Source organism: Janthinobacterium sp. J1-1 (assembly GCF_030944405.1).
Lineage (GTDB): Bacteria > Pseudomonadota > Gammaproteobacteria > Burkholderiales > Burkholderiaceae_D > Janthinobacterium.
In genome coordinates this window covers 3,909,698-3,931,941 of record NZ_CP132339.1, presented here as the reverse complement: position 1 = coordinate 3,931,941, position 22,244 = coordinate 3,909,698, and the positions used below count along the sequence as shown (strand labels likewise).

At 61.9% G+C, this 22,244-nt stretch carries 16 protein-coding genes; 7 read left to right on the top strand and 9 right to left on the bottom strand.

The window, feature by feature from the left end; all coding sequences use genetic code 11:
* Window positions 1-7: 7 nt before the first annotated feature.
* Genes Q8L25_RS17990 through Q8L25_RS17975 form a run of 4 tightly spaced genes read right to left on the bottom strand, consistent with a single transcriptional unit; the run spans window position 8 to window position 4,386 of the window.
* The gene (locus tag Q8L25_RS17990) at window positions 8-1,204 is read right to left on the bottom strand and encodes an ABC transporter permease (protein ID WP_308920666.1); all 1,197 of its coding nucleotides are present in this window, start codon (window positions 1,202-1,204) and stop codon (window positions 8-10) included.
* The gene (locus tag Q8L25_RS17985) at window positions 1,204-2,442 is read right to left on the bottom strand and encodes an ABC transporter permease (RefSeq protein ID WP_308920665.1); all 1,239 of its coding nucleotides are present in this window, start codon (window positions 2,440-2,442) and stop codon (window positions 1,204-1,206) included. The genes Q8L25_RS17990 and Q8L25_RS17985 overlap by 1 nt, the downstream gene beginning before the upstream one ends.
* Before the next feature lie 11 nt (window positions 2,443-2,453).
* Window positions 2,454-3,116, bottom strand: coding sequence for an ABC transporter ATP-binding protein (locus Q8L25_RS17980; protein ID WP_308920664.1), 663 nt, complete (start codon window positions 3,114-3,116; stop codon window positions 2,454-2,456).
* 22 nt (window positions 3,117-3,138) lie between these two features.
* Window positions 3,139-4,386: an HlyD family efflux transporter periplasmic adaptor subunit gene (locus tag Q8L25_RS17975; protein ID WP_308920663.1), complete on the bottom strand. Its 1,248-nt coding sequence runs from the start codon at window positions 4,384-4,386 to the stop codon at window positions 3,139-3,141.
* Between the two features lie 284 nt (window positions 4,387-4,670).
* Here Q8L25_RS17975 and Q8L25_RS17970 point away from each other — a divergent pair, with 284 nt between their 5' ends.
* The gene (locus tag Q8L25_RS17970) at window positions 4,671-5,810 is read left to right on the top strand and encodes a putative zinc-binding peptidase (protein WP_308920662.1); all 1,140 of its coding nucleotides are present in this window, start codon (window positions 4,671-4,673) and stop codon (window positions 5,808-5,810) included.
* On the opposite strand, the gene Q8L25_RS17965 is transcribed toward Q8L25_RS17970, so the two are convergent.
* Window positions 5,737-6,531, bottom strand: coding sequence for a transglutaminase family protein (locus tag Q8L25_RS17965; protein ID WP_308920661.1), 795 nt, complete (start codon window positions 6,529-6,531; stop codon window positions 5,737-5,739). The genes Q8L25_RS17970 and Q8L25_RS17965 overlap by 74 nt on opposite strands.
* Window positions 6,491-6,778: a hypothetical protein gene (locus Q8L25_RS17960; protein WP_308920660.1), complete on the bottom strand. Its 288-nt coding sequence runs from the start codon at window positions 6,776-6,778 to the stop codon at window positions 6,491-6,493. Before Q8L25_RS17960 ends, Q8L25_RS17965 begins: the two co-directional genes overlap by 41 nt.
* Before the next feature lie 5 nt (window positions 6,779-6,783).
* Between Q8L25_RS17960 and Q8L25_RS17955 the strand changes: the two genes are divergently transcribed.
* The 5 genes from Q8L25_RS17955 to Q8L25_RS17935 all read left to right on the top strand — a co-directional run bounded on the left by Q8L25_RS17955 (window position 6,784) and on the right by Q8L25_RS17935 (window position 16,308).
* Window positions 6,784-10,128, top strand: a complete 3,345-nt coding sequence (locus Q8L25_RS17955; RefSeq protein ID WP_308920659.1) for a transglutaminase family protein — start codon at window positions 6,784-6,786, stop codon at window positions 10,126-10,128.
* A gap of 50 nt (window positions 10,129-10,178) precedes the next feature.
* Complete coding sequence (locus tag Q8L25_RS17950) at window positions 10,179-12,758, top strand: circularly permuted type 2 ATP-grasp protein (protein WP_308920658.1); 2,580 nt, start codon at window positions 10,179-10,181, stop codon at window positions 12,756-12,758.
* The gene (locus Q8L25_RS17945; protein WP_308920657.1) at window positions 12,755-13,690 is read left to right on the top strand and encodes a transglutaminase family protein; all 936 of its coding nucleotides are present in this window, start codon (window positions 12,755-12,757) and stop codon (window positions 13,688-13,690) included. The genes Q8L25_RS17950 and Q8L25_RS17945 overlap by 4 nt, the downstream gene beginning before the upstream one ends.
* A gap of 147 nt (window positions 13,691-13,837) precedes the next feature.
* The gene (locus Q8L25_RS17940) at window positions 13,838-14,275 is read left to right on the top strand and encodes a helix-turn-helix transcriptional regulator (protein WP_308920656.1); all 438 of its coding nucleotides are present in this window, start codon (window positions 13,838-13,840) and stop codon (window positions 14,273-14,275) included.
* A 302-nt stretch (window positions 14,276-14,577) separates the two neighbouring features.
* Window positions 14,578-16,308: an ABC transporter ATP-binding protein/permease gene (locus Q8L25_RS17935; protein WP_308920655.1), complete on the top strand. Its 1,731-nt coding sequence runs from the start codon at window positions 14,578-14,580 to the stop codon at window positions 16,306-16,308.
* Between the two features lie 623 nt (window positions 16,309-16,931).
* Here the strand turns inward: Q8L25_RS17935 and Q8L25_RS17925 are convergent.
* A complete protein-coding gene (locus tag Q8L25_RS17925; RefSeq protein ID WP_308920654.1) occupies window positions 16,932-17,222 on the bottom strand; it encodes a transposase in 291 nt (96 codons plus the stop codon).
* Window positions 17,223-17,616: 394 nt separating this feature from the next.
* Here Q8L25_RS17925 and Q8L25_RS17920 point away from each other — a divergent pair.
* Window positions 17,617-19,169, top strand: a protein-coding gene (locus Q8L25_RS17920) for an IS3 family transposase (RefSeq protein ID WP_308920467.1) whose coding sequence is annotated in 2 segments (ribosomal slippage) — window positions 17,617-18,082 and window positions 18,082-19,169 — 1,554 coding nt in all. Because the reading frame shifts where the segments join, the coding sequence is not laid out codon by codon here.
* A 162-nt stretch (window positions 19,170-19,331) separates the two neighbouring features.
* On the opposite strand, the gene Q8L25_RS17915 is transcribed toward Q8L25_RS17920, so the two are convergent.
* Both Q8L25_RS17915 and Q8L25_RS17910 read right to left on the bottom strand, forming a co-directional pair.
* A protein-coding gene (locus Q8L25_RS17915) for an IS3 family transposase (RefSeq protein WP_308920653.1) occupies window positions 19,332-20,512 on the bottom strand; the annotation gives its coding sequence in 2 pieces (ribosomal slippage) (window positions 19,332-20,242 and window positions 20,242-20,512; 1,182 coding nt in all).
* Window positions 20,513-20,970: 458 nt separating this feature from the next.
* On the bottom strand, window positions 20,971-22,155 hold the full coding sequence (locus Q8L25_RS17910) for a DNA cytosine methyltransferase (protein ID WP_308920652.1): 1,185 nt from the start codon (window positions 22,153-22,155) through the stop codon (window positions 20,971-20,973).
* Window positions 22,156-22,244: the final 89 nt, after the last annotated feature.

Genomic DNA, 22,244 nt, shown 5'->3' with positions numbered 1-22,244 from the left:
AACCGCCTTATTCATAGTGCAGCGCCTGGGTCGGGCTCAGGCGCGCGGCGCGCCAGCCCGGGTATAGCGAACAGAGCAAGGATAGCAGATAGATCACGCCTGCCGATAGCGCACTGGCCATGAAAAATACCGTCCAGTCGAGGTTCTCGCCGAATACGCCGGTCAGCGGCAGTTGCACCAGCAGCAACAGCGCCACGGCCATCGCGCCCGAACTGAGCAGCATCTGCTCGGCGATGATCTGGCGGTAGACATCGCCGGCACTGGCGCCCAGCGCACGGCGCAGGCCGATCTCCGGAATGCGCTGCGTGGTGTTTTGCCACAGCACGCCGAACAGGCCGAAGGCCACCATCACCAGCAGAAAGGCGGCGATCACCGACAGTATCGTCAACGGTATCATCTGCGTGCCGAGCATCGACTTGCGGCCATCGGGCAGCGGCGTGACGATATAGTTCCAGTCGCCGCGCACCTGCTTCAGACGCGCATTGAGCCGGGTTTCAAACGTACGCGGCGTGCCCGGGCGCAGCTTGAGCATGATGTTGTTGACCGTGTCCTTGCCCACGCCCGGTATCCAGCGCGGCAGCATCAGGTAGACCGGCTCCTGCAGTTCGCCCTGGGGGCGGAACTGCGCCACCACGCCGGTCACGCGGTAGCGCTTCGGGGCTTCCTTGCCTTCCTGTTTCGTGATGTACAGCTGGCCAATCGGATTCTTGCCCGGAAACAGTTTGTCGGCCACAAGCTGGTTGATGACGACCGGCGTGGCGTCGGCGCCGTCGTCCGCCCTGGAAAACCAGCGCCCGGCGGCCAGCTTCATGTCCATGGTCCTGAAATAATCGTCGGACACGCCCAGGCCATCGATCGTGATCTGGCTGCTGCCATCCGGCAGCGTGTACTCCTCGGTCCAGCGCGACATCTCGTACGTGCCGAACCAGCTGAAGGCGACCGACTCCACCTCGGGCAAATCGAGCAGGCTGCGCCGGAGGTTGTCGAAGATGGCGGCGTCATTCGGCAACTCCTTGGCCGCGCGCATGCTCACCGACCACTGATTGCGCCATTCGTGCCCGGTTGGCAACTGGTATAGCTGGTAGTGGCGCAGGCCGAAGGCGGCGATGGCGAACACCACCAGAAAGGCCAGCAGGATTTCCAGGCTCAGCATCAGGTTGCGGGATTTTCGTTTCCAGATCAGCTTCAACAGATGGCGCAACATCAGGCAGTTCCTTTCAGGGCGTGGACCGGGTCGAGGCGGGCCATTTTCAAGGCCGGGATCAGGCCCGACAGCACGCCGAACACCAGCGTGATCAACAGGCCGTAGCCAAACACGGCGAAGTTCAGGTGAACTTTCAGATACGGAATCAGGCCCGAGCTTTCCAGCCACCACAGCGCGCCGGCCGCGCAGACCAGGCCGATGGCACCGCCAACCAGGCACAGCAACACGTTTTCCAGCACCAGTTGCGCCACCAGTTGGGCGCTGGTGGCGCCAAACGCCTTGCGCACGCCGATTTCGCTGCTGCGCTCCATGATGCGGCCCACGTTCAGGTTGACCAGGTTCAGCGCCGGCAGCATCATGAACAGCACCATCAGGGTGACGATGATGGCCAGCAGCTTGCCGGCGCCACCCTCCTCGGTCTGGTCGGCGAGCAAGGTACGGGCGAACAGCTGCAGTTTGGAATCGCCCCAGAAGCGCGTGGTGTTGAACTGGTTGGGGTCGGGATACTGCACGGTTTTTGCCACCTCGACGATCTGGTGCTTGATGGCTGGCAGATCCTCGGCCCGGTAGGCCAGGATCATGGTGCTGAACATGCCGAACAGCTTGTCCTTGTAGTCGCTCGACGGCGCGCTGGTCAGCGGCACCCAGATGTCGGAATAGGCGTTGATGTGCATCTCGTCCCGCACCACGCCGACCACGCTGAAGATCTGTCCGTTGGCGTTGAATTTCTGGCCCAGCCAGGTCTGGCCCGGAAATAGCTGACGCGCCGTCGATTGGTTGATCACGGCCACCATGCGGCCCTGCTCGACATCGTCGGCATTGATGGTGCGGCCCGACACCAGCGCGAAATCGAGGATCTTCCAGTATTCGGCGTCGGTCAGGCGCATCTGGCGGTCGCTGACGCGATCGGCCTGGTACACCGACACCGCTTGCGGAAAGCTGAACACCGACACGGCTTCGACGCCCTTGAGGGGTTTCAGGTATTGCGCGATCATCTTGTAGCCCAGCGTGCCGCGGCGGCGAGCGCCCTTGTCGGTATGGCTCGATTCCACCATCACCATCTGTACGAAACGCGCGCTCTTGCCTTCCACGCCGGTCGGATAAAACGTGTTTTGCAGCAGCGCCGCGACCACCATCAGCACCACCAGCGTGAGCACGATGCACAGCAGGTTGATGGCGGTGAACATTTTGCGGCGCAGAAAAACCTTCCACGCCGTCAGCATATAATTCCTGAACATGCCGTCTCTCCTCAGGCGACCAGTTGGCCGTCGAACACGCGCACCACGCGCCCGGCCAGCCGCGCTTCCTGCTCGTTGTGGGTGACCATCACGACGGTAGTGCCCTCGCTGTTGAGCTTGAGCAGGATGTCCATCACCTCCTGGCCCATCTTGCTGTCGAGGTTGCCGGTCGGTTCGTCGGCCAGCAACACCTGCGGCTGACCGACGATGGCGCGGGCAATCGCCACCCGCTGCTGCTGGCCGCCCGACAACTGGTTCGGGTAATGGTCCATGCGCGCGCCCAGGCCGACTTTTTCCAGCGCCTCGCGCGCCAGCCGCTGGCGCTTCTTGGCCGACATGTCACGGTACAGCAGCGGCAGCTCGACATTGTCGATCACGCGCAAATCATTAATCAGATGAAAGCTCTGGAAGATGAAGCCGAAGGTGTTGTTGCGCAGCCTGGCCACATATTTGTCCTTGTACGAGGCCACCGGCGCACCGCCCACCGTGATTGCGCCGCTGCCCGGATGGTCGAGCAGGCCGATCAGATTGAGCAGCGTGCTCTTGCCGCAGCCACTGGGCCCCATGATGCAGACGAATTCAGCTTTCGCCACATGCAGGTCGATGTCTTTCAGGGCCAGGGTTTCGACCTTGTCGGTCCGGTAGGTCTTGCTGACTTTTTCCAGGCGGATCATGTTACACCTTTCTTTTTTACGGTTATTCGGCCACGCGGACGCTGTCGCGGTCCTTGTAGCGGCTGGTATCTGAAATGATGAGACGCTCGCCGGCGCGCGCGCCGGACAGGATCTCGACGCTCTTGCCGTCGCTGGCGCCGATATTGAGCGTCGTCTTGCGGGCCACGCCGTCGCGCACCACGAAGATGTCTTGCGGGCCACGGCCGTTGAATGCCGGGCCGGCATCGGCCAGCAAGGTGTTGCTCTTTTGCTCGGTGACGATGTTGACCTCGACCCGCAGCTTGTTGCGCAGCATGGGATGGTTCGGCTCGGCCAGCGTGACCAGCAGCTTGACGGTGCCGTTCTGGATCTCCGGGAGTATGGTTTGCACCTGTCCGGCCAGTTTGACGTTGCCCTGCTCCACCAGCACCGCCTGGCCGGCGCCGAGCGCGCGCGCATGATAGTCGGACAGCGAGGCCTCGACCTTGTAATTGTTCAATTCGGACACCTTGGCCACCAGCTGGCCGTTGCCGACGCTGGCGCCCTCCTCGGCCATCAGCTGCGTCAGCATGCCGGTAAACGGCGCGCGCACGCGGGTCTGCTCGAACAGCTGCTGCTGTTGCGCCAGCTGCTTTTGCAAGATGTTCTTTTGCAGCCGCGCCCCTTCGATATTGATCGAGGTGACGCGCTGGTTGTCGTCGATCTGTTCGCGCTGCTGGCGCAGCTGGATCTCGATGCGCCGCACGTTCAGCTCGGCCGTCAGCAAATCCTCGGCCGACACGCCGCCCGCCTTGCGCAGGGTCTGCGAACGGGCCAGCCGCACGCGCGCCGCCTCCAGGTCGAGCTGCAGCAGCTCGATCGCGCTGGCCGTCTGCTTGCGCTTCTGCGACAGCTCCAGCGTCAGCGCGGCGATACGGTTTTCCTGCTGCGCCAGTTGCTCCCGGATGCTGTCGATGGCCAGCACCACGGCGCGCTCGTCCAGCTCCAGCAGCAACTCGCCGGCCCGTACCTGCTGGCCCAGCTTGGCATGCACCTTGGCCACATGGGTCTGGATCGGACTCGACACCAGTTCCTCGTGCACCGGAATCACGATGCCGGACGCATTGATGGTATTGGCAATATTGCCGACCCGCACCTGCGCCAGCATCAGGCCGGCCGCATCCACGCTGGGACCGACCACCCGGTTGATGCCCCACGCGGCCAGGCACAGCATGCCCAGCAGCGCGGCGATGGCCAGCGCCTTGTGGCGCTGGCGGCGTTTGATGATGCCGGGGTCGAGGGCGAGATCCATGGTGAGGCGTGTGCAAGTGGAATATGCAGGCTCTTTTGCAATCTTCGTGCCATAGCTTGCGGCGCCGGGAAAAATCAATCAAATCAATCAGTTGGCGCCGCAAGCGGCAACCGCTCAAGAGCCTTGATTTGCCCGGCTCCGGGCACGGGTGTCCGGAAACAGACAGTGTGCAGACCACCGCGCGCACGATTGCGGGCGATTGTCCTACACACCCATCGCAGCCACAACTTTGCTGTTAGATTGTCATGCCCACGCCATCCTCAACCCTTCTCAACCGGTACCCCATGAAAACGTTTCATTGCGACAAGTGTTCACAACAGGTCTTTTTTGAAAATACCCACTGCTCCAACTGCGACAGCATGCTGGGCTACGAGCCCGCCTTGCGCACCATTAACAGCTACGAGCCGGCCGAGAATGGCCTGTGGCGCAGCCTGAACACCCGGGACGCGGGCAAACTGTACAAGCAGTGCGGCAACTATGTGGAGCACAATGTGTGCAATTGGATGATCCCCGCCGACGATGCGCATGAACTGTGCGAATCGTGCCAGTTCACGACGGTGATTCCGTCGCTGTCGTCGGAGAAGAACCTGGTGCTGTGGTCGCGCCTGGAAACGGCCAAGCGCCGGCTGCTGTTTTCGCTGGCCGCGCTGAACCTGACGCCGGACTCGAAAGAGGACGCACCGGACACCGGCCTGGCCTTCCAGTTCCTGGAGGACGGCGTGACGGACCAGTGCGTGATGACGGGCCATGACGACGGGCTGATCACGCTCAATATCGCCGAAGCCGATCCGGCCGAGCGCGAACGCACGCGCGAACAGATGCATGAGCGCTACCGTACCCTGCTGGGACATTTCCGCCACGAAAGCGGCCACTATTATTTCGACCGGCTGGTAGTCGACAGCCAGTGGATAGCCAGTTTCCGCGCGCTGTTTGGCGACGAGCGCGCCGATTACGGCGAAGCGCTGCAGCGTCACTACAACGAAGGTCCGGTCACTGACTGGGAAGAGCATTTCGTCAGCAGCTATGCCAGTTCCCACCCGTGGGAAGACTGGGCCGAAACCTGGGCCCATTACCTGCACATGCTCGACACGCTGGAAACGGCGCACGCCTGCGGCCTGTCGCTCAAGCCCGCCAAGGCCGACGAGCCGTCGCTGGACGGCGTGACCCTGCCCACGAAGATAGACACGTTCGACGATACATTGAGCGACTGGTTCGCGCTGACTTACGTGCTCAACAGCCTCAATCGCAGCATCGGCATGCCGGACTCGTATCCGTTCAAGCTCAGTACGCCGGTGCTGGAGAAGCTGACGTTCGTGCACAAGGTGGTGACGTCGTACAAGAAGACCGGCATCAAACAGGGTCCTCAAGCAGCTGCACCGTTACCTGCATCCGGTGCGGCGGCAACGCCGGTCCAAACTGGTTGAAGATCGCCACGTCGGCGGCGTCGCGTCCAAAGCCCAGCGTGACGCGGCCGCCGCGCGCAATCGCTTGCGTCGGGTCGAAGGTATACCAGCGGCCACCCACCCAGGCCTCGAACCAGGCATGCAGGTCCATCGGCGCCAGCTCATGCAGGTAACCCACCACCATGCGCGCCGGGATGCACAGGCTGCGGCATAGGGCGATGCCCAGGTGGGCCAGGTCGCGGCATACGCCCTCGCGCCGCAAGTTGACCTCGGTGGCCGTCATATGGCCGTAGAGGGTGCCCGGGTCGAAGCGCACCTCGCGCCGTATCCAGTCGCAGATGGCGGCCACCTGGTCGTATCCCGGCGCCACGCCGGCGACGATCTCGCCCGCCATGGTGGCGAACTGCTCTGATTCGCAATACCGGCTGGGCAGCAGGAAGGCCAGCACCGCGTCGGGCAGCAGTTGCACGGCATCGAACGGCGCGCCGGGCGCCACATCGATGGCTTCGGCGGTCAGCACATCGGCCGAGGTCTCGATGGCAAATTCGCCGGCCGGCGCCACCAGGCGCTGGCACAGATTGCCATACATGTCGGTAAATTCCACCACCGGCACGCTGGGCACAAGCGTGTAGACCTCGCGCGCCACCCATTGCTGGGCGCCGCTGCGCGCACGCAACATCAGAATGAACGGGGTCGGAGCGTCAAGGGTGAACTCCAGCTTGCAGGCAGTACGCAGCCACATGGCGAATCGCTTTCACTATTTGATCAGGTTGCACCATCATGGTGCGCCGTGCGGGATGCATCAGGTCGGCTTGGTGCGTTGCAAGAGTGTCGAAAGGACAAAGCATCTTAGCACCGACAGTATTATCAAGAAACTTATCAAGAAACGTGCCTGCGGTGTGCGGCGTGTTACGCTGGAATATCAGGTATGAATCCTGCTTACTCCAGCGTATCGCGCCGGCTTCGGCCGCGCCCACATCGAAAGGCACTCCGCATGGCTATCCGTATCGCGCTGCACCACAAGACCAGTTACCGCTACGACCGTCTGGTCAACCTGTCGCCGCACGAAGTACGTTTGCGCCCGGCCCCCCATGCGCGCACACCGATCTTGTCGTACTCGCTGACGGTGCAGCCGCAGGACCATTTCATCAACTGGCAGCAAGACCCATACGGCAATTACATCGGCCGTTTCGTGTTCCAGGAAAAAACCGACGTGCTCGACTTCACGGTCGACCTGGTGGCCGACATGACGGTCATCAACCCCTTCGATTTCTTCGTTGAAAAATATGCCGAAAAATTCCCGTTTGCCTACCCGGAGCAACTGACGGCGGAACTGAGCCCCTACCTGGTCACGGAGCCGGCGGGGCCGCTGCAGACCGAATGGGTGGCGGCGGCCCGCGCCGCCCTGCTGGCGCAGCCGATGCTGACCAACGACTTCCTGGTCGCCATCAACCAGCGCCTGCAGCAGGACATCGCCTATCTGCTGCGCATGGAGCCGGGCGTGCAGGCGCCGGAAGACACGCTGGAAAAGCGCTCGGGTTCGTGCCGCGACACCGGCTGGCTGCTGGTGCAGATCCTGCGCGAACTGGGGCTGGCGGCGCGTTTCGTGTCCGGCTACCTGATTCAATTGCGCGCCGACCAGGAGGCGCTGGATGGCCCCAGCGGCGCGGCCGAGGACTTTACCGACCTGCATGCCTGGACCGAGGTGTATATCCCCGGCGCCGGCTGGATCGGGCTGGACCCCACTTCCGGCATGCTGGCCAGCGAAGGCCATATTCCACTCGCCTGCACGGCCATGCCGTCGTCGGCGGCGCCGGTCAGCGGCTATACCGACCAGGCCGAAGTCACGTTCTACCATGAGATGACGGTCACCCGCATCCACGAAGACCCGCGCGTGACGAAACCGTATTCGGAAGCGGACTGGCAAAAGATCGACCAGCTGGGCCAGCAGGTCGACGCCGACCTGAAACGCCAGGACGTGCGCCTGACCCAGGGCGGCGAGCCGACGTTTGTGTCGATCGACGACATGGATGGCGCGCAATGGAACACCCTGGCCCACGGCGACGACAAGCGCGAGCTGGCCGGCAACCTGATGCACCGCCTGAAAAACCACTTTGCGCCGGGCGGCATGCTGCACTACGGCCAGGGCAAATGGTATCCGGGCGAGCCGCTGCCGCGCTGGGCGCTCAATATCTTCTGGCGCGTCGACGGCCAGCCGATGTGGCTCGACGCCACCTTGTTCTCGGATGAACACGTCGACGACGGCTATGGCAGCGACGAGGCGGCCAGCTTCGCCGCCGAACTGACCAGGACGCTGCGGCTGCCCGCCAACAGCGCCATCGCCGCCTACGAGGACGTGCTGCTGCAGGCCCAGCGCGAACAGGCGCTGCCGCGCAACCTGGACCCCTTGCAGGCCGACCTGAAGGCGCCCGAAGAGCGGCGCCGCCTGGCGCGCCTGCTGGAACGCGGCCTGGGCCAGGTGGCCGGCTACGTGCTGCCCTTGAAGGCGGCCGACCATGATCCTGCGATCATGCTGGGCACCAACTGGCGCACCTCGGCCTGGCCGCTGCGCCGCGAGCATCTGTACCTGATCGAAGGCGACTCGCCGATGGGCCTGCGCCTGCCGCTGGCCACCCTGCCCTGGGTGCTTCCGGAAGAACGCGAGGCGGACATGGAGTTCGATGTCGACCCGTTCGCCCCGCGCGGCGCGCTGCCGGCGGCAAAAAAAGACAAGCGTCCCGTGCTGGGCCTGGCCGCAGGCAAGTCCGAGAGTACCGCCAAGGCACGCACGCCACGGGACCCCGCCGCCCGCGAGGTGATCCATACCGCGCTGTGCATCGAGGTGCGCGCCGGCCGCCTGCATATCTTCATGCCGCCGTTGAAGCGCATCGAGGATTACCTGGCGCTGGTCACCGCGGTGGAAAACACCGCCTCGAAGCTGAAAATGAAGCTGTGGATCGAGGGCTATCCGCCGCCGCGCGATCCGCGCATCAAGCTGCTCAGCGTCACGCCCGACCCTGGCGTGATCGAAGTGAACATCCATCCGGCGGCCAGCTGGAATGAGCTGGTGTACAACATGTCGACCCTCTACCAGGAGGCGCGCCTGACCCGGCTGGGCACCGAAAAATTCATGCTCGACGGCCGCCATACCGGCACCGGAGGCGGCAACCACGCCACCCTGGGCGGCGCTACCGCCGAAGACAGCCCGATGCTGCGCCGGCCCGACCTGCTGAAAAGCCTGATCACCTACTGGCAGGTGCACCCGGCGCTCTCGTACCTGTTCTCGGGCACCTTTATCGGGCCGACCAGCCAGGCGCCGCGCGTCGATGAAGCGCGCGACGACAATCTGTACGAGCTGGCGATCGCCTTCCAGCAGATGGACCAGGTGCTGCCGACCATGCACCCGGGCGACAAGCCGTGGATGGTCGACCGCCTGCTGCGTAATATGCTGGTGGATTTGACCGGCAATACGCACCGTTCGGAATTCTCGATCGACAAGCTGTATTCGCCGGACGGCCCCACCGGCCGCCTGGGCCTGGTGGAGTTCCGCGCCTTCGAGATGCCGCCGCACGAGCGCATGAGCCTGCTGCAAATGCTGCTGTTGCGGGCCCTCGTCGCCCGCTTCTGGCGCCAGCCCTTCCAGGCCAAGCTGGTGCACTGGGGCACGGCGCTGCACGACCGCTGGATGCTGCCGCATTTTGTTGCGCAGGATATCCGCGACGTCGCGCGCGACCTGCGCGAAGCCGGCTACCAGTTCGAGGACCACTGGTTCGAGCCCTTCATCGAGTTCCGCTTCCCACGCTTCGGTACCGTCGTCTACGAGGGCGTCGAAATGGAGCTGCGCCAGGCCATCGAGCCATGGAATGTGCTGGGCGAGGAAGTGTCCGCCGGCGGCACGGCGCGCTATGTCGATTCGTCGGTGGAGCGCATGCAGCTGCTGGTGCGCGGCCTGACGGACGGGCGCCACGTGGTGGCCTGCAATGGCCGCATGCTGCCGCTGCATCCGACCGGCGTGCCCGGCGAATACGTGGCCGGCGTGCGCTTCCGCGCGTGGAGCCCATGGTCGGCGCTGCACCCGAGCATCCGCGTGCAGGCGCCGCTCACGTTCGACCTGGTCGATACCTGGAGCGGGCGCGCGATCGGCGGTTGCACCTATCACGTGGTGCATCCGGGCGGGCGCAGCGAGGTCGGCTCGCCGGTCAACGCCAACGCCGCCGAAGCGCGCCGGTTTGCGCGCTTCTGGCCACACGGCCACACGCCGGGCCCGATGACTGTGATGAAAGAGGCACACAATCCGAGCTTCCCGATGACCCTGGACTTGCGCTGGCAGCCGTATTGACCTATTGTTGCGTTCCTGCAATCTCTCCTATCCTTTTGTAGCGCGCGCCCATGCCCTCTTCTCTTCTCGCCCATTACCTGGCCGCGCCCGACAGCTACGATGAAATGCTGGACGCGGCCAAGGTGCCGCGCGCGCACTGGCGCGCGATGCTGGCCAACCTGGAGCTCGAAGCGCCGGGCATGATGCGCCAGCGCAACGAGATGGTGCAGCGCCAGGTACGCGAAAACGGCGTCACCTACAATGTGCCGGCCGACCGAGACGGCCGCCAGCGGCCGTGGGACCTGAACGCGCTGCCGCTGATCCTGCCGCCCGAGGAATGGAGCGTCATCGAGGCGGCGGTGATCCAGCGCGCCACCCTGCTCAACCAGATCCTCGGCGATGTCTATGGCCAGCAGCAGATGCTGCGCGAAGGGCTGCTGCCGCCGGCGCTGGTGCACGGCCACGCTGGCTTCCTGCGCCCTTGCCACGACATCCGCCATCACGACGACGTGGCCCTGCATTTTTATGCGGTGGACCTGGCGCGCGCGCCCGATGGCCGCTGGTGGGTGATGGCCGACCGCACCCAGGCGCCGTCGGGCGCCGGCTATGCGCTGGAAAACCGTGCCATCATCTCGCCCACTTTCCCCGACCTGCTGCGCGAGCTGAAGGTGCAGCCGCTGACGCCGTTCTTCCGCACCATGCACGACAGCCTGGTGCACTGGGGACGGCTGTGCGCCGCGGGCGGCGACGCGCCGGCGCCGCTGCGCGACGGCGACATGCCGCTGATCGTGCTGCTGACCGCCGGCCCGCGCACCGCCAGCTATTACGAACAAGCCTACCTGGCGCGCTATCTCGGCTTGCCGCTGGTCGAAGGCGGCGACCTCACCGTGCGCGAGGGCGTGGTCTACCTGAAAACCCTGGCCGGCCTGCAGCGCGTGCATGTCATCATGCGCCGGGTCGACGACGAAGCCTGCGATCCGCTCGAACTGGACGGCTCCATGCTGGGCGTGGCGGGCCTGACGCAGGCGGCAAGACGCGGCAATGTGCTGGTCGCCAACAGCCTCGGTTCCAGCCTGCTGGAATCGGGCGCCCTGCTCGGCTTCCTGCCGGCGCTGTCGCGCCGCCTGCTGGGCGAACCATTGAAGATGCCGTCGGTCGCCACCTGGTGGTGCGGCGAACCGGCGGCACTCGAAGCCGTGATCGAGAAACTCGACCGGCTGGTGATCAAGCCCAGTTTTTCCCAGCGCCCGCAATCGGCGGTGTTCGGCCAGGACCTGGACGGCGCGGCGCGCGCGGCCTTTATCGCCAGGCTGCGCGCCAGTCCGGACAAGTTCATCGCCCAGGAAGTGGTGCGGCTGTCGCAGGCGCCCGTATGGAAAGGCGGCGCCACGCCAGGTTTGCAGGCGCGCGCCATCGGCCTGCGCGTGTTCGCCTGCGCCACGCCGAATGGCTATGTGGTGATGCCGGGCGGCCTGACGCGGGTGGCCACCGGACCCGATGCGCGCGTGCTGACCATGCAAATGGGCGGCGCCAGCAAGGATACCTGGGTCCAGGCGCGCGCCAAGGTGGAAGTGCATCGCCCCCAGCACCGCAGCATCACCAGCGACAACCTGGTGCGCGAAGACACCAACCTGTCGAGCCGGGTGGCGGAAAACCTGCTGTGGTACGGCCGCCACGCCGAACGCTGCGACAATATCGGCCGCCTGCTGCGGGTGGCCCTGCATTTCCTGTTCAATGTCCGCTTCGACCAGCGCGGCGCCGAGTGGCCCACGGTTGAAGCCTTGTGCATCCACTTCCAGCTCCTCGACGCCGGCAAGAAGCCGGTGCAGACTCAGTCGCAAAGCCTGGGTGGGCTAACCATGACCCAGACGCAGAGCGTCGCGCCCGCCGCCATCTTCAGCGACGCCGAGATCGAATCGGCCTTGCTGCTGGCGGTGGTGTCGCCGGCCGTGCCGGGGCTGGCGCGGCAGCAGCGCCAGCTGCACCAGGTGGCCGGCCAGTTGCACGAACGTTTTTCGGTCGATAACTGGCGCGCCCTGAACCGCATGGTGCAGCCGGCGGCCCACCCCGGCGAGCGGCCGTCGCAGTCGGCGGCGATGACCATCCTCGACGACGCCGCCGCCTCGCTGATGATGCTGGCCGGCTTTGCGCTCGACGGCATGACGCGCGACCTCGGCTGGCGCTTCATGTCGATCGGCCGCCGCCTCGAACGGCTGCAATTCCAGTGCGAAGTGCTGCAGCGCGCGCTGGCGATGGACCGCAACGGCAACCTGGACTGGCTGCTCGAGCTGTCCGACAGCATCATCACCTACCGCGCCCGCTACCGCGCCCAGCCCGAGTGGCTGCCGGTGCTGGACCTGCTGCTGCGCGACGAAAGCAATCCACGCTCGGTGCTGTTCCAGATCAATGGCATCCTGGGCACGCTGCACAGGATCGCGCAGACCCACGGCGCCTGCGGCGAACACCTGCTGGCGCCGCTGAAGGACGAATTGACCGCGCTGGCGCCGGGCACCGATCTGAACTACGGCAACGCCACCTTGAGCGAACTGCTGAACCGTATCCAGCTGGCCAGCGCCACCCTGTCCGAGCACATCAGCGTGCAATTTTTCAGCTACACCGACAATGGCCAGCAAAGAAAGCGCACATCATGAGCGACAGCCCGACCAGCGCCGCGGTCTGCGCCCGCTACCGCGTGGTGCATGAAACGCGCTACCAGTATCAGAGCACGGTCACCTTGTCGCAGCAATACCTGCACATGACGCCGCGCTCGTTTGCCTGGCAGCAGACCGAATCGCACCTGATCTGGCTCGACCCGGTGGTCAGCGAGGGCAAGGACGGCCTTGATTACTTCGGCAACCACATCCGCCACGTGGCGCTCACCGTGCCGCACGACAGCCTGCTGGTGCATGCCGAATCGACGGTGCTGCTGCATGCGCGCCCCAGCCTGGCGCAAATCGCCGCCACCTTGCCGTGGGAAAGCGTGCGCGACATGATGGGCAAGGAAAAAAGCGCCGCCACCCTGGAAGCCTGCCGCTATCTGTATGCGTCGCCCCACGTTCACTGGTTCCCGGAACTGGAAGCCTACGCGCGCAAGAGCTACACGCCGGGCCGGCCCCAGCTCGACGCGGCGCTGGAACTGACCCAGCGCATCTTCGACGACTTTGAATTCGACAGCAAGGCCACCGAGATTTCGACGCCGCTGGAACAGGTGCTGCGCGGCCGGCGCGGCGTGTGCCAGGATTTCGCCCAGCTGATGATAGGCTGCCTGCGCAGCATCGGCCTGCCGGCGCGCTACATCAGCGGCTACATCCTGACCCACCCACCCGAAGGCAAGCCGCGCCTGGTCGGCGCCGACGCCTCGCACGCCTGGGTCTCGGTGTACTGCCCGGCCCTGGGCTGGGTCGACTTCGACCCGACCAACCGCTGCCTGGTGCAGCACGAGCACATCACCCTGGGCTGGGGCCGCGATTTCAGCGACGTCACGCCGATGCGCGGCATCGTGCTCGGTGGCGGGCGCCAGGATCTGGATGTACAGGTGACGGTGACGCCGTTGCCGGTGCTGCCGCTTGTGCATCAGGCATAGCTGAAGTATTTCTTACAGAAAGCCTGGAGGACGTCCTTGCGGCTTTGCCGGGCGATTTGCTGGCTGAACTGGACGTGCTTTCCAGCCCGGCGACGGGTGCCTCACAGCAGGTCATTCACCAACGCTGTAGATTGAAAGGCAATATATATGTCTGGCAACACCCCTGTTTCTGAACGGATTAAAAGCTGCCGCGAGAATCTTGGTCACTCACAAGTGCAGCTGGCCGAACTGGCGGGCATCAATCCCACGCAACTGTATCGCTACGAATCAGGCAAAGCCACTCTTCGTCTGGACGTGGCAGAGAAGATTGCCTCGGCTCTCGACGTCAGCACCGACTGGCTTGTGCATGGAACGTTGCCCATCGCCAGAGGGACAGCAATCGATCCGCCAGTGCCGACCGGAGACGGGCTGATCCTGAATTTTCTGGAACTTCCCCCCGCGCTTGCCTCTGCCGTGAAGCTGCTGTCCATGCAAAATGGCAGCACCGTAGAAATAGAGCTCCTGAAGCTTGTACAACAGGGCCTCGACGCCATGCACAAAAAATCCCCGGATTGCGCCGGGTGCGCAAGCAAGAGCGAGAAATAGCCGTCTCGCTGCCCTGCTGAAAAGACCTCCGCGGTTGGCGGTGGTGCAATTTGATGCTGCACCGCGGCGGCATCGCTTTACCCCATCGTTGCATTGCGAACGCTGACGCCACATGGGCACTGTATCGCCGCGCACAGTTGTACTGTTGCTTTGGAAACATTTCCATATTGACGTTATGATGCAGTGCAGCAGCCGATAATTCATGCATCCAGATTACTTTTACAGGCGCATATCATGGCACCGCCAGCCCCTTTACATTTGCTATGCCCACCTGCGGGCCGCACTTCTCAAGCACCTCAGCCGTGAGAGACTCGCCTGGACCTTCGCCGATCGACGCGGCCGGCCGTCCCGGCCTGCTGCACCTGTTCGCGCCTTACTGGGGCGCGCGCCAGCGCTGGCGCGCCTGGCTGCTGGTGGCGCTGTGGCTGGCCATCACGCTCGGCTCGGCATGGCTGTATGTCCGGGCCAATGAGCTGACCGGCGAACTGACCGACGCACTGCTGGGCCGCAAGTGGGATGTGCTGAAAAAGGTGGTCTGGATGACGATCGGCGTCGGCTTGCTGGTGGGCGCGCTCGGCGTGGTGCGCACCGCCATCATCGACCTGATCGACCTGGACTGGCGCACATGGCTGAGCAACCACTATCTGGAACAGTGGTTCAGCTCGCACGCCTACTACGACATGGATCCCGATGGCGCGCTCTCCAATGCCGACCAGCATATCGCCGAAGACGTCAGGCTGTTTGCCAACAGCAGCGTGGTGAACATTTCCAACATGGTCAACGTGGTGGTCAATATCGTGGCCTTCACGGCGGTCTTGTGGACGCTGTCCGGTACCCTGACGATTCCCCTCGGCGAGCTGCGCCTGCAGATTCCCGGCTACATGGTCTATGTCGCCCTGATCTACAACGTGGCGTATCTGCTGCTGGTCCACTGGGTAGGCAAGCGCCTGATCGTGCTGGGCATGAAACGGCAGACCGTCGAGGCAGACTACCGTTATGGCGCCATGCAGGTGCGCGAAAACGCCGTGCAGATCGCGTTTTACGGCGGCGCCGCCAACGAATTGCGCCGCTTGCGCCGCCGCTTCGAGAAAATCCGCGACAACGTCATGGCCACGGTCGTGCGCAACGCCAAGCTCGAGATGACCAGGACGGTCTACGGCCACCTGTTCGCCGTGCTGCCAACGCTGACCGCCCTGCCGCGCTATTTTGCCGGCGAGATCACGATGGGCGGCGTGACGCAGGCCGTCGGCGCCTTCGGCCAGCTCAGCGCATCGCTCGGCTATTTTCAGGAGTCGTACAAGAGTTTTGCGATGTGGCTGGCACTGGCGAACCGGCTGCGCGATTTTTCCTGGGCCATCAACAAGGCGCATGCGCGGCCGAACGGTTTTACCTTGGCGCGCGCCAGCCAGGACGGCATCCACAGCAGCGTGCTGGCCCTGCGCACCCCGGAAGGCAACCCGCTGGCCGATGTGGCGCCACTGCAATTGGCGGCAGGCAGCCGTACGCTGGTGCGCGGCCCGTCTGGCACCGGCAAGAGCACGCTGCTGCGCACCCTGGCCGGTCTATGGCTGCATGGCGCGGGTACCGTCACGCTGCCGGCCAAGGCCCGCATCATGTTTTTGCCGCAGCGCAGCTACCTGCCGAGCGGCACCTTCAAGGCCGCCATGTGCTACCCTTTGACGCCCGATCAATTCGAAGACGCCACCTGCCGGCGCGTGCTGGACGCCTGCGGCCTGGGCAACCGGATCACGTCGCTGAAAACCCGCGACAACTGGCAGCAACTGCTGTCCGGCGGCGAACAGCAGCGCGTCGCCTTCGCCAGGGTGCTGTTGCAACGGCCCGACTTCGTGTTTCTCGATGAAGCGACCAGCGCGCTCGACCCGGCCACCGAGGCCAGCCTGTACCAGGTCCTGATCAAGGAGCTGCCCGACAGCGCCATCATCAGCGTGGCGCACCGCACTGCCGTGGCCGACTACCACGACGACATTATCGAACTGGTGCCGAGCACGACGCAGGCGGCGCAGCCCTGCTGACACGCAAAAAAACCAGGCCCGCGATGAGCGGGCCTGGCATGGTTTACTTCACTTCAGTTCCGCTCACGCCGGACGGGAAATCACTCCCACTCGATTATCAATGAGAACGGCAAGTGACTGATTTTTCTTGGATTTTCTGTGCTATCGATTCTCAATACCATCGAAAGCACCATCATTAAAATACGGGCCTTAACCACTTTCGTACCATCTTCATTATCATACGCTTTCCAGCAACTTTCAATACGGATTGCAAGTTTCGAACTTAAAAAAAGCAATGCCGGCGGCGCCGAATGATTTGAAGTTGAGCATCGGCTTTGTCACCCGCTTGATGGCGCGATGGTCCTGCTCGACGATGTTTGTTGAGGTATTTAACTTGGCTCACCTAGATCGGCACGTCGCGCCCGGCGTTGCTCGCATTGATCGCCGCGTTGTTGGTGCCACTCTTGTCCATAGCGACATTACCCCGATCGCCGTTCGCTCCCATGGCCTTGTCGATGATACACTGCGTCCATGTCACACTTCGCCGTCCGCAGGAAGTCGACTGTCTTGCCATGCTTGGCAACCGCGCGGTAGAGGTATTTCAAGGTTATACCGGCTGCGATCCAGATGCGCGTTCCCGCCGACTAGCCAATCATGGCCGCAGGCTTTGCAAGACGAGCTGGAGGCAGTGATGGCGACCGTGTCATAGTCGGCTTGACCAGCACGGACAGCAGCACTGAGGCGGCTGGTTCGAACAGACCGGTACACAGCTCGCGGCGCCACTTAAACAGCATATTGGTGTTGGTGACGTTCTGCTGCGCCAACTTGGACACCGAGATACCAGGTACACAAGCCTCGATGGCGGGACGCCATTTGAAGTCAGCAGGATAGTTGGGGCGGCTTTTGCGGTTGCCTGCCGTTTTATCTGTATCCAAATTGATTCCCATCAAAAAAAGTGACGGAAACTACTTTGGCGTACGCGTGCTTTTAAAGATAGACGCCGGTGAGAAGACGCTTACGTTGAGCTTTTCCAATTAGCTAAGGCAGAGATCGTACAAATTCTGTAGATTGGGATGAGGCTGCACCGAAAAAATTCTTGCGTTCAAATGAAAGCTGAACCGGAATTTCAAGCTTCGCCGCTGTTTATCACTAGCTGCGTCAAACATATTTTTAAATTTCAAAATAATTTCGCACCATGATTAAGAACGCTTCCGATCTCCTGTCCGCCTTCATCGCAAAGGAGAGACAGAAGGTCGCCCCCTATGTCAGGATAGATGTCGCGTCACTTGAATCACTTTAATCCATCCGGGGGCGGAGCAAAGACGTACAGTGAATCAGTATCCAGCAGAACGCAAGGAAGCCATTCTTCGGCAGATGATGCCGCCGGAGAACAGGCCGGTGTCGGCCCTGGCGAAGGAGAATGGCATCTCGGAACAGACACTTTATACTTGGCGACGAAATCTACAGTCTCAGGGAGTGCCGGTGCCGGGAAATGGAAAGAATGCCGTCGTGTGGTCGTCGGCAGATAAGTTTGGGGTGGTGCTGGAAACGGCACGCATGAACGAGGCCGAACTGGCTCAATACTGTCGGGGCAAAGGCTTGTTCGTCGAACAGGTTGCCGACTGGCGCGAGGCTTGCCAGCAGGCCAATGAAGCGCCGGCCGAGCGCAACCGGGAACTGCGCGAGCAAGGCAAAAGCGACCGCAAAGAAATCAAGCAATTGAAGAAGGATTTGCAGCGCAAAGAGAAGGCACTGGCAGAGGCAGCGGCGCTGATCATTCTCAGAAAAAAAGCACAGGCGATCTGGGGGGAGCCCGAGGACGATTGATCGGCACCCCAGATCGCCAGCAGGTGATGATATTGGTTGAAGAAGCCGTTGACGGCGGGTGTCGGCGTGCGCAGGCATGTGGTGCGCTGGAGATCAGCCTTCGAACCTATCAGCGCTGGATGCTCGACAGTGATGGCAGCCAGGCCGACGGGCGCAAAGGCAGCCGCCGCAGGGCGCCGGCCAACAAGCTGAGCGAAGAGGAACGCCAGCAGATTCTGACGGTTGCCAACAGCCCTGAATTTGCCAGCAGTCCGCCTAGCCAGATCGTGCCGACCTTGGCTGACCGGGGCGAGTATCTGGCATCAGAATCGACCGTCTACCGGATCTTGAAAGAAGAGAAGCAGCAGCATCACCGCGGTCGGGCGAAGAAGCCCAGCACAAGGGTCGTCACGAGCCACTGCGCAATCGAACCGAACCGCTTGTGGGCGTGGGACATTACCTGGTTGCCGACCGGTGTGCGGGGTTTATATTTTTACTGGTACATGGTTCTTGACGTCTACAGCCGCAAGATCGTCGGGCATGAAGTGAACATCGCCGAGTCGGCGGAAATGGCCTCGCTGCTGATGCGCAAAGCCAGTCTGGCAGAGGGACTGGCCGGGCGTGAGGTGGTGCTGCACTCGGACAATGGCAGCTCGATGAAAGGCTCCACAATGTTGGCGACGTTGGAAAAGCTGGGGATCATGCCGTCGTTCAGCAGGCCCCGTGTGAGCAACGACAATGCCTACGCCGAGTCGCTGTTCCGGACCTGCAAATACCGACCGAACTATCCGAGCAAGCCGTTTGAAAGTATCGAAAAGGCGCGGCAATGGACGCTGTCATTTGTGCAGTGGTACAACCATCAGCACAAGCACAGCGGCCTGAAATTCGTGACGCCTGCGCAACGCCATGATGGCCGGGACGGAGCGATCCTCAAGCACCGCAAGCAGGTCTACGAGGCCGCCAAGCAACGTCATCCAGAGCGCTGGACCGGGACTACGCGGGATTGGGAATTGAACGATGAGGTCTGGCTGAATCCGGAGCGGAAACCGCCAGAGGAATTAAGAAAAGCTGCATGACTTGACGCGACATCTTTGTTGACAACTACCGGTCGAGACCATCTCGATGCCACATATGCCGACACTAGGCGACGCCTACGAGGCTATCGCGAGAGAAGGTATTGACAAACAATTCGTTCTGCCACCTGACTTGGATCTGCGCGTAATTTCTGGATGTGGTGGTCAAGTAATTTCGGACACAACGATAGGTTCACGTGTTGCCATTTTCCGTTCGTAGACGGTGGGTGGCAGATTGCCCAATGCTGAATTGAGACGCTTGCAGTTGTAGAAACCGACGATGTAGTCGGTAATATCGGCTTTTGCTTCGGCATGGTTGGCATATTGGCGCTGCCACACACGCTCCATTTTCAGATTCAGGAAGAAGCGTTCTGCGACGGCGTTATCCCAACAATTCCCCTTACGGCTCATACTGCAAACGAAGCCGTGCCGCTCAAGCATCTCCTGGTACAGCGCGCTGGCATATTGACTGCCGCGATCCGAATGGACGATCAATCCCGGGGCTGGCCGCCGCTGTCCGATCGCCATGCTCAAGGCATCGCAGACCAGTTGGGCGGGCATGCTCGGCGCCATGGCCCAGCCGACCACTTTGCGTGCATACAGATCGAGAACCGTGGCCAGGTACAGCCATCCTGCGCCAGTCCGAATGTAAGTGATGTCACTGACGTAAGCGAGATTCGGTGCGGCCGGATTGAACTGCCGGTTCAACACATTGGCGGCCACCGGCAAGCCGTGCTTGCTGTCCGTTGTGTGTACGAATTTACGCTTCCAGACCGGCTTCAAGGCCGCCTGGCGCATCAGCCGGCGTACTTTGTAACGCCCGATGCGCACACCCGCGTTGGCCATGGCCGTGACCAGTCGCCGGCTTCCGTAGCTCTGATGGCTGGCCATGAATGCCGCTTTCAGATGGATGCTCGCTTTGCAGGATGCAGGCTTGGCGGTACGGTGCTGTGCCGTGTAAAAACCCGACCTGCTGACGGCCAGCAAATCACAGCTCTTCTGCACAGGCAAGGCCTCCTTTTGCAGCTGACGAATGACCGTGTAAATCATTTCATTTCGCGGGCAAAGAAGGCCGATGCCTTTTTTAAGATGGTGACGTCCTGGCGCAGTTGCTGATTTTCCTGCTCCAGTTGCCGGATCCTTTGTTGCTCGGCGGTGAGCGGTTTTCCGATGCCTGGCTGGCCGTTCTGTTCAGCACTGTATTGCGTCAACCAGCGCCGGATCGCCGTCTGGCCGATGCTCATGGTCTCGCTGACGTTTTGGACGCTCTGACCCTGTTCCTTGATCATGCGCACTACTTCCAGCTTCAAGCTGGCATCGAATACTCTTCGTTTTCTTGTTGTCATGTCTAACTCCTCAGGTGGTGTATTTTCCACCTATCGAGGTGTCCGAGCAAATTAGACCACAGCACAGACCTTCGTGCCCGGCCAGCTGCTCTTCAGCCATTCCAGTATTACGCTGTAGGTCAGCTCTCCTGGAAACGGACGTGAGTCTCTCAACTCATCCGGCTCCTATCGCTCAATCATTTGTATTACTCCACGCGCTACGGCGCACGCACGCCTGCAGTTCTTGGCGACATGGTAGGAACAAGTGTTGACACCGACGCTAAATTGACCCATTCCGCTGCTTCTGACTGACCCGGGCATCGCCCCTGAAAGAAGCACTGAGCCAATGGCTGCAAGATCTCGATGGTTCAACGAATCTCTGCAGCCTAGTTCATTTTGGCGATGGCACCGACAGATTGCCCGCAAGAAAGCCGACACCGTTGACTTGAAATCGATTTTTGACTTCAGCGAGCACTGAATCAAGGTTTTGTTTGACGGGCATTAGCGCTCGCGAGAGGAAAAAGAAGTTTGGCCGCAAGCCACTCAGCAACGGGCACAGCCACCGCATCACCCATTGCCTTATAGCCGTCGGTGTAGGTGCCAGGAATTTTGTAGGTATCTGGAGCCCCCATAAGACGCGCTGTTTCTCGCACAGTGAGCAATCGGCTTTGCAGCTTGCCGTTCTCGCGAATGACTAAAACTTGGCGGCTACTGCCTCCGCTTGGAGTTCGAAGGCAGCCAGCTACATTGTCAAAGCGCAGCTCCAACACTTGCTTACTTCCCCGCATCCGCTTATAGCCCGGTGCAACAACAAGCTCGTGCTCCGGAATTGCGTTTAAAAAATCAGCTTGTTTTGGCGATATCAACCGAAGATTACGCTCATCTGCCTTGGCATCCGAATACGCCGCATCAAAATCGATGATGTCCGACAGCGGTTTGACGCGCGCGGTCGGTTGGGGTAAATCCCACCAAACCCAATCTGGGAGCCCCACCGCAGCCTTGCGAACCGCCTCCGGATGACACCAGCCAGGCGTGGAGCGCTCGAGCTCAGGCGGAATAGACAGCTCGCGTTTGACGGCGACTACAAAAATACGTGGTCTAGACTGCGGCACAAAGTGGACAGCGTCAATCACCATAGCTCCAACCTTGTAGCCTCGCTGAACCAGCGCTTCATGCAGAGTACGGTAGTGGGCACCGCCGCTGGAGGAAACCAGTCCCAAAACATTTTCAGCCACCAAAAACGGCGGCGGATCGGGCATCTCGTCGATAACGCGGAGCCACTCCCACACGAGGCCACTGCGCTTGCCATGAATACCTCCAGTTTGTCCAGCAAGGGAAAGGTCCTGACAAGGGAAAGACGCCCACGCAAGCTGAGCCACGGGAAGATCGCTCCCTTTCACATCCGCGATCGATCCTAAATGGAAATGTTTGCCTGAGTGATTAGCGGTGTAGACCGCAGCTTTCTTCGCGTCGATATCATTAGCCCAAACGGGATTGAAAATGCCTTTCAAACCCTGCGTGACGAGGCCGCTTCCAGCGAAAAATTCAAAGTAGGACAGCAACTGCTTGGGAACGGCCGCAGGTAGAGCACTTTTAACTGAATCCAACTGCTCAGAAGAGCAATCTTGGAGCATAGGATCAAGCGACATGAAAGAGGTAGACATAGGCAGCATTTTATCCGAAATACCGGAGAAGCTTTTAGTCAAAAAATATAGTATTCATGAGCGTTGTACCTCTAACCGGAGACTTCACG

Excerpts from the sequence above, each read along its gene's own strand:
- Q8L25_RS17950 (WP_308920658.1), top strand. The coding sequence starts at position 10,179 with ATGCCCTCTTCTCTTCTCGCCCATTACCTGGCCGCGCCCGACAGCTAC.
- Q8L25_RS17910 (WP_308920652.1), bottom strand. The coding sequence starts at position 22,155 with ATGTCTACCTCTTTCATGTCGCTTGATCCTATGCTCCAAGATTGCTCT.
- Q8L25_RS17985 (WP_308920665.1), bottom strand. The coding sequence starts at position 2,442 with ATGTTCAGGAATTATATGCTGACGGCGTGGAAGGTTTTTCTGCGCCGC.
- Q8L25_RS17965 (WP_308920661.1), bottom strand. The coding sequence starts at position 6,531 with ATGTGGCTGCGTACTGCCTGCAAGCTGGAGTTCACCCTTGACGCTCCG.
- Q8L25_RS17970 (WP_308920662.1), top strand. The coding sequence starts at position 4,671 with ATGAAAACGTTTCATTGCGACAAGTGTTCACAACAGGTCTTTTTTGAA.
- Q8L25_RS17980 (WP_308920664.1), bottom strand. The coding sequence starts at position 3,116 with ATGATCCGCCTGGAAAAAGTCAGCAAGACCTACCGGACCGACAAGGTC.
- Q8L25_RS17975 (WP_308920663.1), bottom strand. The coding sequence starts at position 4,386 with ATGGATCTCGCCCTCGACCCCGGCATCATCAAACGCCGCCAGCGCCAC.
- Q8L25_RS17990 (WP_308920666.1), bottom strand. The coding sequence starts at position 1,204 with ATGTTGCGCCATCTGTTGAAGCTGATCTGGAAACGAAAATCCCGCAAC.
- Q8L25_RS17940 (WP_308920656.1), top strand. The coding sequence starts at position 13,838 with ATGTCTGGCAACACCCCTGTTTCTGAACGGATTAAAAGCTGCCGCGAG.
- Q8L25_RS17945 (WP_308920657.1), top strand. The coding sequence starts at position 12,755 with ATGAGCGACAGCCCGACCAGCGCCGCGGTCTGCGCCCGCTACCGCGTG.
- Q8L25_RS17955 (WP_308920659.1), top strand. The coding sequence starts at position 6,784 with ATGGCTATCCGTATCGCGCTGCACCACAAGACCAGTTACCGCTACGAC.